Source organism: Streptomyces sp. NPDC093546 (assembly GCF_044765045.1).
Classification (GTDB): Bacteria; Actinomycetota; Actinomycetes; order Streptomycetales; family Streptomycetaceae; genus Streptomyces.
The window spans coordinates 43707-60706 of sequence record NZ_JBIWJG010000008.1 but is presented as its reverse complement, the minus strand read 5'-3'; the positions used below and the strand labels follow the sequence as shown (position 1 = coordinate 60706).

At 74.4% G+C, this 17000-nt stretch carries 14 protein-coding genes; 2 read left to right on the top strand and 12 right to left on the bottom strand.

Features of this window, described 5'->3' with window-relative positions:
* Positions 1-152 precede the first annotated feature (152 nt).
* On the top strand, positions 153-1697 hold the full coding sequence (locus ACIRNI_RS19370) for an acyl-CoA carboxylase subunit beta (protein WP_403552846.1): 1545 nt from the start codon (positions 153-155) through the stop codon (positions 1695-1697).
* Complete coding sequence (locus ACIRNI_RS19365) at positions 1694-1909, top strand: acyl-CoA carboxylase epsilon subunit (RefSeq protein WP_403552602.1); 216 nt, start codon at positions 1694-1696, stop codon at positions 1907-1909. The genes ACIRNI_RS19370 and ACIRNI_RS19365 overlap by 4 nt, the downstream gene beginning before the upstream one ends.
* Here ACIRNI_RS19365 and ACIRNI_RS19360 read toward each other — a convergent pair whose 3' ends face one another.
* The 12 genes from ACIRNI_RS19360 to ACIRNI_RS19305 form a co-directional block, all read right to left on the bottom strand.
* On the bottom strand, positions 1910-4657 hold the full coding sequence (locus ACIRNI_RS19360; protein WP_403552601.1) for a SpoIIE family protein phosphatase: 2748 nt from the start codon (positions 4655-4657) through the stop codon (positions 1910-1912). It lies immediately after the preceding gene.
* A gap of 57 nt (positions 4658-4714) precedes the next feature.
* The gene (locus ACIRNI_RS19355; RefSeq protein WP_403552600.1) at positions 4715-5770 is read right to left on the bottom strand and encodes an MBL fold metallo-hydrolase; all 1056 of its coding nucleotides are present in this window, start codon (positions 5768-5770) and stop codon (positions 4715-4717) included.
* Positions 5771-5982: 212 nt separating this feature from the next.
* The gene (locus tag ACIRNI_RS19350; protein ID WP_403552599.1) at positions 5983-7389 is read right to left on the bottom strand and encodes an FAD-binding oxidoreductase; all 1407 of its coding nucleotides are present in this window, start codon (positions 7387-7389) and stop codon (positions 5983-5985) included.
* Positions 7390-7465: 76 nt separating this feature from the next.
* Entirely contained in the window at positions 7466-8143 is a 678-nt protein-coding gene (locus tag ACIRNI_RS19345; protein WP_403552598.1) for a GntR family transcriptional regulator, read from the bottom strand.
* 17 nt (positions 8144-8160) lie between these two features.
* A complete protein-coding gene (locus ACIRNI_RS19340; protein ID WP_403552597.1) occupies positions 8161-9162 on the bottom strand; it encodes a proline racemase family protein in 1002 nt (333 codons plus the stop codon).
* A 2-nt stretch (positions 9163-9164) separates the two neighbouring features.
* Positions 9165-10064 carry a dihydrodipicolinate synthase family protein gene (locus ACIRNI_RS19335; RefSeq protein WP_403552596.1) on the bottom strand — a complete coding sequence of 300 codons (900 nt, stop codon included), beginning with the start codon at positions 10062-10064 and terminating at the stop codon, positions 9165-9167.
* Positions 10061-11437, bottom strand: coding sequence for an NAD(P)/FAD-dependent oxidoreductase (locus ACIRNI_RS19330; protein ID WP_403552595.1), 1377 nt, complete (start codon positions 11435-11437; stop codon positions 10061-10063). The genes ACIRNI_RS19335 and ACIRNI_RS19330 overlap by 4 nt, the downstream gene beginning before the upstream one ends.
* Positions 11427-11714, bottom strand: coding sequence for a (2Fe-2S)-binding protein (locus ACIRNI_RS19325; RefSeq protein ID WP_403552594.1), 288 nt, complete (start codon positions 11712-11714; stop codon positions 11427-11429). Before ACIRNI_RS19325 ends, ACIRNI_RS19330 begins: the two co-directional genes overlap by 11 nt.
* Complete coding sequence (locus ACIRNI_RS19320; protein ID WP_403552593.1) at positions 11711-12892, bottom strand: NAD(P)/FAD-dependent oxidoreductase; 1182 nt, start codon at positions 12890-12892, stop codon at positions 11711-11713. Before ACIRNI_RS19320 ends, ACIRNI_RS19325 begins: the two co-directional genes overlap by 4 nt.
* A gap of 80 nt (positions 12893-12972) precedes the next feature.
* A complete protein-coding gene (locus ACIRNI_RS19315) occupies positions 12973-15285 on the bottom strand; it encodes a collagenase (protein WP_403552592.1) in 2313 nt (770 codons plus the stop codon).
* 126 nt (positions 15286-15411) lie between these two features.
* The gene (locus tag ACIRNI_RS19310) at positions 15412-15810 is read right to left on the bottom strand and encodes a RidA family protein (RefSeq protein WP_403552591.1); all 399 of its coding nucleotides are present in this window, start codon (positions 15808-15810) and stop codon (positions 15412-15414) included.
* The gene (locus tag ACIRNI_RS19305; protein WP_403552590.1) at positions 15807-16964 is read right to left on the bottom strand and encodes an acyl-CoA dehydrogenase family protein; all 1158 of its coding nucleotides are present in this window, start codon (positions 16962-16964) and stop codon (positions 15807-15809) included. Before ACIRNI_RS19305 ends, ACIRNI_RS19310 begins: the two co-directional genes overlap by 4 nt.
* Positions 16965-17000: the final 36 nt, after the last annotated feature.

Sequence of the window (17000 nt, the reverse complement as noted above, 5' to 3'; positions counted from 1 at the left end):
GTCGCCCACGCGACCGCGCCGCAGCCGGGTTCCCGACCCTGCACGCGACAGACCGAGGATCACTCATGACCTTGATCGACGAACGGGCCGTGACCACTCCGGCGGAAGCTCCGGCGAACGGGCCCGCGCACCACCCCGCCACCACTGCGGACATGTCCGAGGCCGTGGCCGACCTGCACCGCATCCGGGAACGGGTGCGCCGCGGCCCCGGCGACAAGGCCACCCGGGCGCAGAAGGCCCGCGGCAAGCTGACCGTCCGGGAACGCCTGGACCTGCTCTTCGACCCCGGCACCTTCACCGAGGTGGAGGGGTTGCGCAGGCACCGGGCGACCGGGTTCGGCCTGGAGGCCAACCGCCCCTGCACCGACGGCGTCGTCACCGGCTGGGGCCTGGTGCACGGCCGGACGGTGTTCGCCTACGCCCACGACTTCCGGGTGTTCGGCGGCTCGCTCGGGGAGGCGCACGCCGAGAAGATCCACAAGATCATGGACCTGGCCGAGAGCGCCCGCGCGCCGCTCGTCGGCCTGTGCGACGGCGCCGGCGCCCGCATCCAGGAAGGGGTGAGCGCGCTCGCCGGCTACGGGGGCATCTTCCGCCGCAACGTCCGCAACTCCGGTGTCATCCCGCAGATCAGCGTCATCCTCGGCCCCTGTGCGGGCGGGGCCGCGTACTCCCCCGCCCTCACGGACTTCGTCTTCATGGTCCGCGGCACGGCGCAGATGTGCATCACCGGCCCGGACGTGGTGAAGGCCGTCACCGGTGAGGAGATCACGCACGAGGGGCTGGGCGGCGCCGATGTGCACGCGGCGGCGTCCGGCGTCGCGCACTTCGTCCACGACGACGAGGAGACCTGCCTGGAGGAGGTCCGCTACCTGCTGTCGCTGCTGCCCTCCCACAACCGCGAACTGCCCCCGGCCGTCGCCCCGGACGACCCGGCCGACCGGATCACCGAGGCGCTGGCCGAGCTGGTGCCCGCCGACCCCGGCCGCTCCTACGACGTGCGGCGGGTGATCGAGGAGGTCGTCGACGACGGCGAGTTCCTCGAGGTGCACGAGCTGTGGGCGGGCAACGTGATCTGCGCCCTGGCCCGGCTGGACGGCCATGTCGTGGGCGTCGTCGCCAACCAGCCCGCGGTCCTGGCCGGCGTCCTCGACATCACGGCGTCCGAGAAGGCCGCCCGCTTCGTGCAGCTGTGCGACGCCTTCAACATCCCGCTCGTCACGCTCGTGGACGTGCCCGGCTTCCTGCCGGGCGTGGACCAGGAGCACAGCGGCATCATCCGGCACGGCGCCAAACTGCTGTACGCCTACTGCAACGCCACCGTGCCGCGCGTCTCCGTCGTGCTGCGCAAGGCGTACGGCGGCGCGTACATCGTCATGGACTCCCGCTCCATCGGCGCCGACCTCTGCTACGCCTGGCCCACCAACGAGATCGCCGTCATGGGGGCCGAGGGCGCCGCCAACGTCGTCTTCCGCCGGGAGATCGCCGCCGCCGACGATCCGGAGAAGGCGCGCCGGGCCCGGATCGAGGAGTACCGGCGCGAGCTCATGCACCCGTACCACGCCGCCGAGCGCGGCCTGGTGGACGACGTCATCGACCCTGCCGAGACGCGGTCCGTGCTCATCGCCTCCCTGGCGATGCTGCGCGCCAAGCACGCTCCGCTGCCCACCCGCAAGCACGGGAACCAGCCGCAGTGAGCGGCGGCCCCGAGATCCGCGTGCTCCACGGGCGGCCGACCCCGGACGAGCTGGCCGTGGTGACGACCGTGCTCCTCACCGTCCTGCGAGGGCGCCGGGAGGGGTCGTCGGCCCCGGGCCGCGCGGACGCACCCGCGTCCGCTCCCGCCTCGGTCCCCGCTCCCTGGGCCACGCACCCCTACCCGGACTGGCAGCCCCTGCCGGGCCGCTGATCAGAAGGCGTCGTCGCTCCACTGGTCGAGGAGGACGTCGTCGGCGAGCCCGGCGGCTTCCGGCGCACCCTGGAGGGACAGCTCGGCCCAGATGACCTTGCCGGCGGGGGTGTAACGGGTGCCCCAGCGTTCGGTGTACCGGGCGACGAGGAACAGGCCGCGGCCGCCCTCGTCGGTGGTCTTGGCGCGGCGGGGGTGGGGGGAGGTGCTGCTGGCGTCGGAGACCTCGCAGATCAGGGTCCGGTCGCGGAGCAGCCGGACGGTGATGGGCTCGGCGCCGTAGCGGATGGCGTTGGTGATCAGTTCGCTGAGGACGAGTTCGGTGGCGAAGCCGATCTCCTCCAGGCCCCACTCGGCGAGGCGGCGGGCGCAGGCGGCGCGGACCGGGGCCACCGCCGAGGGGTCGCGGGGCACGTCCCAGTGGGCGACGTTCGCGGGGTCGAGCCGGCGCGTACGGGCCACGAGGAGCGCGATGTCGTCCCTGGGCCTGGCGGGCACGAGGGCCTCGATCACCGCGGCGCAGGTGTCCTCGGGTGTGCGGCCGGTCCCGGCCAGCGCCTCGCGCAGGATGTCCAGGCCGGTGTCCAGGTCCCTGCCGCGGTCCTCGACGAGCCCGTCGGTGTAGAGCACCAGGCGGGAGCCCTCGGGGAGGACGAGCTCCCTGCTCTCGAACGGCAGGCTCGCGCTCAGGCCGAGAGGAGGCGAGACCGGCAGGTCGGGGAAGTGCACGGTTCCGTCGGGGTGGACGACCGCCGGGCCGAGGTGGCCGGCGGTGGCGGCGGCCACCCGCCCGGAGACGGGGTCGTAGACGGCGTACAGACAGGTGGCCCCGGTGATCCCGTCCCCGTCGCGCGCGTCGTCGGCGGTCTCGTCGGCGGTCTCGTTGGCGTCGATGTGGGCGACGAGTTCGTCGAGGTGGGTGAGCAGTTCGTCCGGCGGCAGGTCGAGGGTGGAGAAGTTGTGCACGGCGGTACGCAGCCGGCCCATGGTGGCCGCGGCGTGCACGCCGTGGCCGACGACGTCGCCGACCACCAGCGCCACGCGGGCGCCGGACAGGGGGATGACGTCGAACCAGTCGCCCCCCACTCCGGCCTGGGCCGGCAGGTAGCGGTACGCCACGTCCAGCGCGCTCTGCTCGGGCACGCCCCGGGGCAGGAGGCTGCGCTGGAGGGTGACGGTCGTGGCGTGTTCGCGGGTGTAGCGACGGGCGTTGTCGATCGCGACCGCGGCCCGGGTGGCCAGCTCCTCGGCGAACGCCTTGTCCTGCTCCTCGAACGGTGAGGAGGCGCCCGCCCGTCGGAAGGCGGCCACTCCCAGCAGGGCCCCGCGCGCCCGGATCGGCACCGCCAGGAGGGAGTGGAATCCCCGGTCCGGGTCGTCGGCGGTGCCCGGTCCCGTACCCGTGTCCAGGACCGCCCGGCCGCCGGCCACGGCGGCCGCGACGGGGCTGTGGGGACCGAACCGGACCGGCTCGCCGACCCGGTGGAGGGAGGGGGCCCCGTCCGGTCCCGCGCAGGCGGTGCGGCGCATCTCGATGCCCGCCTCCGGGCTCATCTCCGGTGGTTCCTGGCCCCGCAGGACCGGCTCCAGCAGGTCGACGGTGACGACGTCGGCGAACTGCGGCACGGACACCTCCGCCAGCTCCTCGGCGGTACGCGTCACGTCCAGCGTGGTGCCCATCCGCGCCCCCGCGTCGTACAGCAGCTTCAGCCGCTCCCGCGCCAGCTGGGCCCGCCCGGTGACCGTGGCCAGCTCCGTGGTGTCCCGCAGCGTCACCACGCTGCCCGCCTGGCCCCCGTAGGGGGCGGTGGGCCGCTTGTTCACCGCCAGCAGCCGATCCCCGACCAGCCGCACCGCGTCCGTGACCGGCTCCCCCGACGCCAGCAGCCGCGCGGTCTCCCCGTCCAGTCCGAGGTCCGTCACGCGCCGCCGCTCCGTGTCCGCCGGAAGGGCGAGGAGCCGGCGCGCCTCGTCGTTGGCCAGGAGTACGCGCCCCTCCGCGTCGACGATCAGCACGCCCTCGCGCACCGCGTGCAGCACCGCGTCGTGGTGCTCGTACATGCGCGTCATCTCCGCCGGGCCCAGGCCGTGCGTCTGCCGCCGCAGCCGCCGCGACACCAGCGCGGTACCGGCGGTGGACACGACGAGCGCCGCGGCGCCGGTGCCGAGGATGATGGGCAGCTGCCGTTCGACCAGGTCCCCCACGTTCTCCTCGGTGATCCCGGCGGACACCAGCCCGACGACCGACCCGTCGGCCCCTCTCACCGGGACCACCGCCTGCACGGCCGTTCCCGTGCCGGCGGGCACCGGCGGGCCGCCCGCGCGCTCGACGACGGTGCGGCCCTCCAGCGCCGGTTGGATGGTGCCGACGAACTTCTTCCCGATCTGCCGCGGGTCGGGGTAGGTGACGCGGATCCCTTCCGTGTCCATGACCAGCACGAAGTCCACGCCCGCCCGCCGCCAGGCCGCTTCGGCGCGCGGCTGCAGCACGGCCGTCGGGTCCGGTCCCTGGAGCGCCTCCGCCGTGCCGGGGGCGTTCGCGAACATCTCGGCCGCCGTGATCGACAGGCGCTCCGCCTCGCGCTCACTGCCGCGGTTGGCCTGCACGACCAGGGCCGTCATCGCGGCGGCCGCCAGCAGCAGCACGATCACGACCTGGAGAGCGAACACCTGCCCGGCGGCGCTGCGCAGCGACGCCCGCCACCATGGAACTTCTGGGCCTGGGCCTGGGAGGCCCTTTTCCCTCATGGTCACTTTCTAGCACCGGTGGCCGACCCGGGGCGAAGGGACGGGTGGGCTCCGTGCTCAGAGCTTGGTGTCGGGTCCGTCCAGCTCGGGCAGGTCGGCGGTCGCGAGCGGCGGCCGCACGGTGACGTCGGCGCCGATGTCGACGGTCATGCGGTCCAGCGCCATGTGGAGGGGGCCGTCGTATCCGGCCTTCCTGGTCCGGGCCATGATGACGTCGTCGCCCGCCTTGCCGTGCAGGCCCTTCTTGGCGATGTGCGAGAAGACGGCGACGCGCGGCCCGGCTTCGGAGAAGACCCGCGCAGCCTGCTCGGGGGTGGTGAGCTTCTCCTCGACGGCCTTCAGCTTCCCGCTCCTGGTCAGCTCCTCGTCGAAGGCGATGACGTTGTGGACGAGCAGGTCCACTCCCTTGCCGTGTTCCACGACGTTCCTGTGGTACGTGGTGTCGCCGGACAGGAGCACGGATTTGCCGGCGTGGTCGAAGCGGTAGCCGTAGGCCGGGTTGCCGTCCTTGTGCTCGACGGTGAAGGCGGTGACCTTGAGGCCGTCCTGCTCGTAGACGGTTCCGGGCCCTATCTCGTGGACGCGGATGTCCAGGTATTCCTTCTTGAACAGGTCGTTCGAGCGGTGCTCCAGGTCATGCGCGTACATCGCCCGCATACCGGCGACCATCCCCGCGGTCCCGGGCGGCCCCCAGACCTCCAGCCGCTCGGTCCGCCCGAGCATGAACCACGGGTTCAGCCAGAGGCTCGGCAGGTCCTCGTAGTGGTCGTTGTGGAGGTGGGTCAGGAAGACCTTGGTGACGCCCTTCGGGTTGATCCGCGACTCGTACATGTTCTGGGTGGCTCCGCGGCCCACATCGAACAGCAGCCGGTGTCCGCCGGCCTCGATGAGGGTGGACATGCCCTTGCGGCTGGTCGACATCTCCGGCCCGCCGGTCCCGAGGAGGTGGACCCTCACAACGGGCCGCTCACCCTTCGCGTCGGTGGCGCGGGCGGCCGGTACGGGCTCCTCGCCGGAGCGGTTCGACGTACAGCCCAGGAGGCCCAGGGAGAGGGCTGCCGCTCCGCCGAGCAGGGAGCGCCGGGCGGTCGCGGGACGGGAGGGGACGCTCATATCGTTCCTTGGGGAGACGCAGGGGTGAGCAGCGGAGGCGCGGGGGGCGGCTCACGTGGAGCGGCTCCAGTAGAGCAACGCGGGCCTCTGCGGCGACATCAACGGTTCACACGAGACCGGCGGCGGAATCCGGGGCTCCGTTTGTCTGTTCCGACAGGCGGCGTGCCCACCCGAGGGCCTCAAGGGGCGTCGGGCGGGGCATCGAGCGGGCGTCAGGCGGCGACCGCCGGGAGGATGTTCGCGTTGCGGTGGAAGACGTTGTCCGGGTCGTAGGCGGCCTTGACGCGGGACAGCCGGTCGTACTTCTCCGGCCCGTAGGACCTGCGGACGCGGTCCTCCTCGATCTCGACCATGAAGTTGACGTAGCCGCCGGTGTTCGCCGCGTGCGGCGTCAGCTCCGTCCACAGGGCCCGCACCCACGCCGTGTCCGCCGTCAGGACGTCGGGGTCCGGGCTCATGGCGGAGGCGCTCATGACGTACATGGGTTCACGCAGGCCGCCGAAGGCGGTGTCGTCCTCGTGGGGGTCGGTGTACGCCCCGGCCACGTGAAAGGTCGGGCAGAAGGACATGGGCGAGGTCTTGCGCGGCACGTACGCGCTCAGCAGGCCGATCACGTCGTCGTTCAGATCGGTGTAGGCCAGCCCCTTGTCGTACGAGAGGATGCCGGTCGGCGCCGAGTCGTCCAGCATGCACTGGAGCGCGGTGTAGGGCAGGGGGGTGCGCAGCTCGAAGAGCGGCGGGAGGCCGTCGGCGAGCGGGGCGAGGGCCTCGGCGTGCTCCTCGGGGGAGCCGAAACCGGCGACGATCAGGGCGTGGCCCGGCTTGCCCTGGTGCTCGGCCGGGACGAAGGGCGCGGGCGGGGCGCTCAGGCCGACGCCGATCAGGGCGCCGGCGGTGCGCGGCAGGCCCGGGACCAGGTCGGCGATGAGGTGCAGGGCCTGGGGGCCGTCGGCGAGGTCCCAGAAGAAGAGGCCCAGCTGGACCTCCGGGCCGACCGGGTGGGCGCGGAAGGTGAAGGTGGTGACGACGCCGAAGTTCCCGCCGCCGCCGCGCAGCGCCCAGAACAGGTCCGCGTTCTCGTCGTCGCTCGCCCGGACGAGACCGCCGTTGGCGAGGACCACGTCGGCGGCCACCAGATTGTCGACGGTCAGGCCGTGCTTGCGGGTCAGCCAGCCGAGGCCGCCGCCGAGCGTGAGGCCGCCGACGCCGGTGTGACTGACCGTTCCGGCCGGGACGGCGAGGCCGTACGGGGCGGTCCCGGCGTCCAGGTCGGCGAGGCGCGCGCCGCCACCGCAGCGCACGGTGCGGGTGTCCGCGTCCACCTCGACGCGGTTCATGTCGGTCAGGTCGACGACCAGGCCGTCGGGACAGACGGAGGCTCCGGAGAAGCTGTGGCCGCCGCCGCGGACGGAGATCTCCAGGTGTTCGTCGCGGGCGAAGCGCAGCGCGGCGGCGACGTCCTGCGGCGTCGCGCACCGGGCGACCAGGGCGGGGCGGTGGTCGATGGCCCCGTTCCAGAGGGAGCGGACCTGGTCGTAGTCCGGGTCGGCGGGGGTGACGAGCCGTCCTTCGAGGCGGGCGCGCAGGGGGCCGATGGTCTGGTCGGCGAGGGTGGTCATGGCAGCCTCCGCGGGTTGTGCCGCCGCACTGTCAACCTATCGACACCCGAACGGGTGGACAAATCGGGGCAAACTCCTACGTGCCTTCCGTACGCGACCGGGCCCACGTCGAGCGCACATGCCCCAGGTGGCGGGCCATGCACGCCTCGGCCGCCGCCGCGTCGCCCGCCAGCATCAGGTCGAGGAGCTCGTGGTGCTCCTGCGCCGAGGCGACCAGCAGGCCCCGCTCGTCCAGGGCCGTCAGGCCGTAGAGGCGGGAGCGTTTGCGCAGGTCGCCGACGGTCTCCACGAGGCGGTCGTTGCCGGAGAGGGCCAGCAGGGAGAGGTGGAAGCGGCGGTCGGCGTCCAGGTAGCCGATCAGGTCGTGGTCGCGGGCGCGGGCGACGATCTCCTCGGCGACCGGGCGCAGCTCCTCCAGCTGACGGCGGGTGGCCGCGCCCGTGACGACGCCGACGGTGGGCACCTCGATGAGCGCCCGCAGCTGCGTGTACTGGTCGAGGTCCCGCTCGCTGACCTCGGTGACCCGGAAGCCCTTGTTGCGTACGGGCTCGACCAGGCCCTCGCGGGCCAGCTCCAGCATCGCCTCGCGCACGGGGGTCGCGGAGACGCCGAAGCGGGCGGCGAGGCCGGGCGCGGAGTGGACCTCCCCGGGGCGCAGTTCGCCGGCGATCAGGGCGGCGCGCAGGGCGTGCGCGACGCGGTCGCTCAGGCGGTCGTGGGCGGTGAGTGTGGTCAGCGCCGTCGGTCTGCTCATCGTGTTCCTTCCGCCGCTCACAGCAGGAAGCCCGCCGGGAACGGATCCTCCGGGTCGAGGAAGTACTGTGCCGTGCCGGTGATCCAGGCGCGGCCGGTGACCGTCGGTACGACGGCGGGCAGGCCGCCGACCGTCGTCTCGCCGACGAGCCGCCCCGTGAACTCCGTACCGATGAACGACTCGTTGACGAAGTCGCGGCCGAGCGGCAGCAGGCCGCGCGCGTGCAGCTGCGCCATGCGCGCGGAGGTGCCGGTGCCGCACGGGGAGCGGTCGAACCAGCCGGGGTGGATGGCCATGGCGTGCCGGGAGCGTACGGCGTCGGAGCCGGGGGCGGCGAGGTACACGTGCTTGAGGCCGCCGATGGCCGGGTCCTCGGGGTGGACGGGGCGGTCGGTGGCGTTGACGGCGTCCATGAGGGCGAGTCCGGCGGCGAGGAGGTCGTCCTTGCGGGCGCGGTCGAAGGGCAGGCCGAGCGCGTCGAGCGGGACGATGGCGTAGAAGTTGCCGCCGTAGGCGAGGTCGTAGGTCACGGTGCCGTGGCCGGGGACGTGGACCGTGCGGTCGAGGGCGGCGCAGAAGGCGGGGACGTTGGTGAGGGTGACGGACCGGGCGGAGCCGTCCTCGACGCGGACGTCGGCGGTGACGAGCCCGGCCGGGGTGTCGAGGCGGACGGTGGTGACCGGCTCGGTGACGGGCACCATGCCGGTCTCGACGAGCACGGTCGCCACGCCGATGGTGCCGTGGCCGCACATCGGCAGCAGCCCGGAGACCTCGACGTAGAGCACGCCGTAGTCGGCGTCGGAGCGGGTCGGGGGCTGGAGGATGGCGCCGCTCATGGCGGCGTGGCCGCGCGGCTCGTACATCAGCAGCGTGCGGACGTGGTCGAGCCGGTCGGCGAAGTGGCGGCGCCGTTCGGCCATGGTGGCGCCGGGGAGCGTGCCGACGCCGCCGGTGATGACGCGGGTCGGCATGCCCTCGGTGTGCGAGTCGACGGCGTGGTAGACGTGCCGGGTGCGCATGGCTAGGCGAGTCCCTCCGCGAGTGCCTTCCCGGTGGCCGCGCGGACGGCGGCGTACCGCTCCTCGTCCAGGGGGGTGCGGGGCGGGCGGCACGGACCGCCGTGGCGGCCCGCCAGGTCCATGGACGCCTTGATGGCCTGGACGAACTCCGGCCTGGAGTCCCAGCGCAGCAGCGGGTGCAGGGACCGGTACAACGGCAGGGCGGTGTCCAGGTCGCGGGCGGTGGCGGCGCGGTAGAGGGCGGCGCAGGCGGCGGGCAGGGCGTTGGGGTAGCCGGCGATCCAGCCGACGGCGCCGGCCACCGCCAGCTCCAGCAGCACGTCGTCGGCGCCGATCAGCAGCTCCAGTCCGGGGGCCAGTTCGGCGATCTCGTACGCGCGGCGCACGTCGCCGCTGAACTCCTTGACGGCGACGACGCTGCCGTCGCCGTGCAGCTCCGCCAGCAGCGCGGGCGTCAGGTCGACGCGCGTGTCGTGGGGGTTGTTGTACGCGACGACGGGCAGCCCGGCGCGCGCGGCCTCGGCGTAGTGGGCGCGTACGGCGCGCGCGTCGGCGCGGTACGCGGTCGGCGGCAGCAGCAGGACGGATCCGGCGCCCGCCTCGGCCGCCTGCTCGGCCCAGCGGCGGGCCTCGGCGCCGCCGTACGCGGAGACGCCGGGCATCACGCGGGACCCGTCGCCGGCGGCCTCGACGGCGACGCGCACGAGTCGGGCGCGCTCGTCGTCGGTGAGGGTCTGGTACTCGCCGAGGGAGCCGTTGGGGACGACGCCGTCGCAGCCCTGGGCGATCAGCCAGGAGACGTGCTCGGCGTAGGCGTCGTAGTCGATGGTGAGGTCGTCGCGCAGCGGCAGCGCGGTGGCGACCATGATGCCGTGCCAGGGGGAGGTGCGGTGGTCCATCATGCGGCTCCTGGTGGTTGTGCCAGATGGCTGAGCGGGACGGGGCAGGACAGCGGGCGCCGGTCGGGCGCCGGGTCCTCGCCGGCGAGGCGGGCGACGGCCTGGCCGCACATACGGCCCTGGCACCAGCCCATTCCGGCGCGGGTGAGCAGCTTCACGGTGCGGGCGTCGCGGGCGCCGAGGGCGGTGACGGCCTCGCGGATCCGGTCGGCGGGGACCTCCTCGCAGCGGCACACCTCGGTGGCGCCGTCCAGCCAGTCGGTCCAGCCGGGGCCGGGCCGGTGGGCGGCGGCCATCGCCTCGGCGAAGGCGCGCAGCCGGGCGCGGCGGCGCAGGAGGGCCTCCGGCGGGCGCCGTCCCGCGAGGGACAGGGCGGCGATCTCGCCTTCCGTACGGGCCAGTTCGGCTCCGCCGACGCCGCAGGCCTCCCCGGCGGCCCACACTCCGGGCACGGAGGTGCGCTGCCCGTCGTCCACGGCGACGGCGGGGGTGGCGTCGGCGGTGCGCCGCGTGGCGCAGCCCAGGCCGGTGGCGAGCTCCAGCTGCGGTACGAGGCCGTGGCCGACGGCGAGCGCGTCGCAGGGGATGCGGCGCCCGGTGCCCGGGACGGGCCGCCAGTCGCGGTCGAGGCGCGTGACGGTGACGGCCTCGACGCGCGCGGCGTGAGCAGCGCCGTCGGCGGTGCCGTGGACGGCGGTGACGGCGTGGCGGGCCAGCAGCCGGGTGGAGTGGCGCAGCAGGGCGGCGCCGTGCCGCGCGCCCTCGGTGAGCTTGCCGGGGTTGCGGACCAGCGCGCCGGCCCGGCCGGCGTACGCCGTGTAGTCGGCGGCCTCGACGACGGCGGGCACCCGGGCGCCGGCGGCGGCGAGCGTGGTGGCGACGGCGAGCAGCAGGGGGCCGCTGCCCGCGACGACGATCCGGCGGCCGGGCAGGACGCCGCCGGACTTGAGCATCGCCTGGGCGCCGCCCGCCCCGACGACGCCGGGCAGGGTCCAGCCGGGGAAGGGCAGCTGGCGTTCGTAGGCGCCGGTGGCGAGGAGGACGCGGCGGGCGCGGACGGTCGCCGGGGACTCGTCGGGCCCGGTGCCTCCTCCGGCGACGCAGTGCAACAGCCAGCCGTCGCCGTCCCGTACGACGGTCCACACGTGGTGCAGCGGCAGGTGGCGTACGCCGCCGGCGAGGCCCCGCACGAGGTCGCGGGCCGCGCGCGGTACGGGGCCGTGCGCCGGGTGCCGGAAGATCTGGCCGCCCGCCCGCTCCCCCGCGTCCAGGAGCGTGACGCTCAGCCCGAGCCGGGCGGCCGTCCCGGCGGCGGCGAGACCGGCCGGCCCGGCCCCGACGACGGCGAGGTCGGCCGTCGTGCGGTCAGCGGTCACGGCCCGTGCCCTCCTGCGTGGTGACGGTGTCGCCGGGGCGGGCCGGGACCAGGCACGCGCGCTGGTTGGGGCGGCCGTTGACGGTCGCCAGGCAGTCGTAGCAGGCGCCGATCCCGCAGAACGCGCCGCGCGGCGCGCCGCCGCCGCGGGTGGTGCGCCAGGCGAGGACGCCGTTGCCCCAGAGGACGGCGGCGATGGTCTGCCCGGGCCGGGCGGTGAGGGGGCGCCCGTCGAAGGTGAGGGTGAAGGGGGACGGGGACGGTGTCGCGGAGGTCACGCGGTGGCTCCTTCCGGGGCGGTGAACCGGTCCGGGCGGAACGGCCGCGGATCGAGCGGCGGTTGGTCGCCGCACAGGGCGGCCGCCACGAGCAGCCCGGTCGCCGGGGCGAGGCCGATGCCCGCGCCCTCGTGGCCGCAGGCGTGGTGGAGGCCCGGCACACGCGGGTCGGGCCCGATGGCCGGGAGGTGGTCCGGCAGGTAGGGGCGGAAGCCGTGGTACGCGCGGAGGGCCCGTACGCCGCCGAGCACCGGGAAGAGGGCGGTCGCCTGCGCCGCGAGCCGCCGCAGCGCCTCGGTCGACAGCGTCCGGTCGAAGCCGACGCGCTCGCGCGTGGCGCCGATGAGGAGGGGTCCGGCCGGGGTGGACTCGACGACGGCGGAGGACTGGAGGGCGGCCGAGCCGCTGGCGACGTCGGCGACGTAGTCCGCCGCGTACACCTTGTGGCGTACGAGGCGGGGCGGCAGCGGCTCGGTGACGAGGACGAAGCCGCGGCGGGGCAGCACGGGCAGGTGGACGCCGGCCCGTTCGGCGAGCGCCCCGCCCCAGGTGCCGGCCGCGTTGACGACGGCGGGGGCGTGGAGGTCGCCGCGGGTGGTGCGTACGCCCCGGACGGCGCCGCGCCGGTCGGTGAGGACGGCCGTGACCTCCTCCCCGAGCAGGAGGGCGGCGCCCGAGGCGCGCAGCAGCCGGGCGGCGGCCTGGGCGGGCTGGACCTGGGCGTCCTGCGGGTAGTGGAAGCCGCCCGCGAGGCCGGGCGCGAGGTGCGGTTCGAGGTCGGTCAGCCGGTCGGCGGGGAGCTCGCGGGCGTCGACGCCGGAGGCGCGCTGCCCCGCCGCGAAGGCGCGCAGCGCGGTGAGGGCGGTCTCGTCGGATGCGACGACGAGACCGCCCTTGGGCTCGTACTCGGCCTCCGGTGGGAGGGTTTCGGCGAGTTCGCGCCACAGTCGGGTGGACAGCAGCGCGAGGTCGAGCTCGGGGCCCGGCTCCTTGTCGGAGACGAGCAGGTTGCCCTCGCCGGCGCCGGTGGTGCCGCCCGCGACGGGGCCGCGGTCGACGACGGCGACGGCGAGTCCTGCGCGGCCCGCGTAGTAGGCGCAGGCCGCACCGACGACCCCGGCGCCGATGATCACGGCGTCCAGGGCGGCCGGCACATGACTCACATGTCGCGTGGGCACGGCAATAATATTTCACGCACTACTGCCGCTCGTACAGGGTCCGTACGGGTAATTCCCGTCCCGGGAAGTGGAGTTGCACGTCAGGTACGCAAGGGACCCTCGCACGTGTAGGGCGAGGTGCCGCCGGTGCGGTCGGGCCGGATCTCCACCTCCCCGAAGGAGCAGTTCATGTCGGCGAGGTTGGTGGCCGCCGGGCGCGCCCGGTCGAGGAGGAAGTGGTCGACGGTCTCCGCCATGTCGCGGAAGACCCGGTCCGGGCTGTCCGCGTCGGTGAGGCGCGCGGTGACGCGGCCGGTGCAGACGAAGCGGCGCTTGGCGGTGTCGCCGTTGTCGGCGCAGCGCGGGGTGGCGCCGGTCGCCGCCGCGAAGGCCGCGCGGACGTCGTCGGCGGCGGCGTGGTCGAGCCGGTCGTTGGGGACGTAGCGGGTGTTCGGCACGAACAGCTCGTCGACCCGGGCGATCCGTGCGTCGAGGAAGGCGTCGTACCCGCGCTGGAGTGCGGGGTCCTGGCCCGCCCGGTCCCGCCAGGCGTCGAAGGCGGCGGGGTCGTCGGCGCGCAGGTGCCGGTACATCTCGCGCAGCAGGGCGGGCCGTTCGGTCCACAGGTAGGAGAAGAAGGTGCCCGCGTAGCTGTAGAAGCGGAAGCCGTCGCCCGCATAGGTGGCGTGGAGCAGTTCGTCCACGCTCATGCGGGGGCTGCCGTCGGCGGTGTCGGCGATGACGCTCCGCACGAGCGACCTGCGGACGGCGACGCCGTCGTCACGGGTCGCCCCGGCGAAGAACTCCGCGGTCCCCTCGTCCATCGCGGTGGTGCGGTCGCCCTGGTACCAGGGCCCTTCGCCGAAGTAACCGGGCACGGCGAAACGGCCGTTGAGGTAGTGCGCGTACTCGTGGCGGAAGAGCTCCTCCAGGGTGAGCGAGGAGTCCTGCGGGACGCGCCGCTGGTAGGTGTAGAAGGTGGCGCCGCGCTCGATGTAGATGCCGCCGTTGTCGGTGTCCATGCCGGTCAGCAGCGGGTGGTAGTTCTCGTAGTCGGCCCGCGAGGCGTACAGCACGACGGTCAGGGCGGTGTTGGTGTCGCCGGCGAGCGGCGCCTCGCCGCCCAGGACGCGGTGGAACTGCGCCTTCACCTGCTTGCTCGCGTAGTAGAGCTGGTCGACGGTGGCGGTGTCGAGGCCGGTGCGGACCTTGAGGGCACCGGTGTCGTAGCGGTACGCGTGCGGGAAGATCCGCCGCTCGATGTCGTCCTTGCAGACGCGGTACGGCGCGCACGCCTCGTAGAAGACGAGCCAGCCGGCGAGCCGCGCCCAGGGCGCGCTGCCCTCGCCGAAGTTCCGTACGACGGGGTCGAGGAGGGCGCCCACGTCCGGGACGATCTCGGCCTTGAGCGCGTCGATCTGGCCGAAGCGGCCGTACTCGGCGAGCGCGTCGCGCACCACCCACTCGTTGGGCGTGCCCTTGAGGTGCGTGTGGTGGGCGAAGGCGCGGAAGGCGGCGCGGTACGCGGTGTTCCGGGCGGCCAGCGTGTGGAAGGCGGTGTCGCGGTTGCCGGGGTACACGCCGAGGTGGTTGACGGAGAGCGCGGCGAGGGCGGCGCCGCCCCAGGCCGGGTCGCGGTAGGTGGTGGTGTGGTACCGGTCCATGGTGGCCAGCACCTTCTGGACGAGGCCGAGCTGGGAGTGGCGCAGCCCGGCGGCGCTGCCGGTGTAGAGGGCCTCGCGCAGGCTGTCGGCGTTGGCGCGGGTGGCGCGGAAGGAGCGGGCGGCCGAGCCGAAGGCGTGGACGGCGCGGCGCATGGCCTCGGTGGTGGGCGGGTCGGTGACGTCGATCTCGCCGCGCGAGAAGTCGTGGTACACGACCGCGTGCAGGTAGGTGAGCATCTCCAGCAGGTGGGTGCCGTTCGCGCCGTCGTGCGATGGGGCGAGCGCGGAGACGCGGCGTGAGACGGCCTGGACGTGGGCGTCGGACATGACGGGCGCGAGGCGGGCGTCCCAGGTCCACAGGAGGGTGCGCAGGCAGCCGTCGGCGGTGACGGCGGGGTCGGCGAGGAAGTCGGCGAACTCCTCGGGGCGTAAGCCCGTGACGCCGTCCAGGGTGCAGGCGGGGGCGGCGGCCGTGGTCGGCGCCGGAGGTGTCTGTGGCCCGGGGACACGGGCGTCGGCGTGCTGTCCGGGCGCGGGGGCGGGTCGCGGGGCGGGCGGCGGCGCGGTGGCCAGGCGTACGACCTCGTCGTGCGGCTTCTCGTTGGGGTCGGGGGCCGTGAGCGGGCGGGCGTGGGCGGTGGGGGCGTCGAGAACCGTCACGCCGCCGCCGAGGAGGGTCGCGGTGGCGACCGCGGCGGCGAGGAGGGCTCTGCTTAAGCGGCTGCGGCCCGGTGTCGTGGGCTGGGGCATGTGCGACTCCTGAGTGGGGTGGGTTGTCGAGTGCATGCCACTGCTGTACGACGCGTAACATAGTAATGTGATATTGCACTGACAACCCGTCAGGAGCACATCGCCGCCTCGCCGATGTGGAACGGCTCAGTCCAGGACCGCGAACCCGTCCAGCTCCACCAGCGCCTGCTCGTCCCAGAGCCGGACCGCGCCGATCACCGCCATCGCCGGATAGTCGCGGCCCGCCAGCCGCCGCCAGATCCGGCCCAGTTCGGCGGCGCGCGCCCGGTAGTCGGCGACGTCGGTCGCGTAGACGGTGACGCGCGCGAGGTCGGCGGGGGTGCCGCCGGCGGCCTTCAGGGCGGCGAGCAGATTGCCGAGCGCCGTCTCGAACTGCTCCGGCAGGGTCTCCCCCACCACCCGGCCGCCGCCGTCGAGCGCGGTCTGCCCGGCGAGGAAGACCAGGCGCGATCCGGTGGCGACGACGGCGTGCGAGAAGCCGGTGGGCGGCGAGAGGTCGGCGGGGTTGACGCGTTCGATGCTCATGAACCCAACTCCTCGGCGTACGGCTCCTTCGCGTACAGCTCCTTCGCGATGATCGTGCGCTGGACCTCGGTCGCGCCCTCGTAGATGCGCGGCGCCCGCACCTCGCGGTAGAGGTGCTCCAGCAGGTGGCCCCGTTGCAGGGCGCGGGCGCCGTGGAGCTGGACGGCGGCGTCGACGACGTACTGCGCGGTCTCGGTGGCCAGCAGCTTCGCCATGGCGGCGCGCCGGGGCACGTCGTCGCCGCCCCCCGCCTCGCCGTCACCCGCGTCGTACGCGGCGGCCGCCGCGTACACCAGCAGGCGGGCGGCCTCGGTGCGGGTCGCCATCTCGGCGACCTGGTGCGCGACCGCCTGAAGGTCCTTCAGCACGCCGCCGAACGCGGTCCGCCGCGCGGTGTGCGCGAGCGTGGCGTCCAGCGCGGCCTGGGCCATGCCGACGGCGAAGGCGCCGACGCTGGGCCGGAAGAGGTTGAGCGTGGTCATCGCGACGCGGAAGCCCCGGTCGACCTCGCCGAGCACGTCCGCGCGCGTGACGGGTACGCCGTCGAAGCGCAGGCGGCCGATGGGGTGCGGGGACAGCATGTCGAGGTGATCGCCCGTCAGGCCGGGCCGGTCGGCGGGCACCAGGAAGGCGGTGACGCCGCGCGCCCCGGCGCCCGGGGTCGTACGGGCGAAGACGGTGGCGAAGTCGGCCTCCGGGGCGTTGGAGATCCAGCACTTCTCACCGGTCAGCCGCCACCCCTGCCCCTCCGGTACGGCCTCCAGCGTGAGCGCCGCCGCGTCCGACCCGGCGTCCGGCTCGCTGAGCGCGAAGGCCGCCACCGCCCGCCCCGCGGTGACCTCCGGCAGCCAGCGCGCCCGCTGCTCCGGCGTACCGAAGGCGGCGACCGGGTGGGTGGCGAGGCCCTGGAGCGCGAGGGCGGTCTCCGCCTCCGTACAGGCGCGAGCGAGGGACTCGCGCATCAGGCACAGGTCGAGGGCGCCGGAGCCGAAGAGGCGGGAGATCAGCCCGAGTTCGCCGAGCGCGGCGACGAGCGGGCGGTTGACGCGGCCCGGCTCGCCCTTCTCGGCGAGGGGGCGCAGACGTTCCGCGGCGAGGACACGCACCTCCTCGCACCATGCCTTCTGTGCCGGATCAAGTGAGAATGCGGGCATTCGCGCCCCCTCCGAGGAATCCGTCAGAGCCCGGTC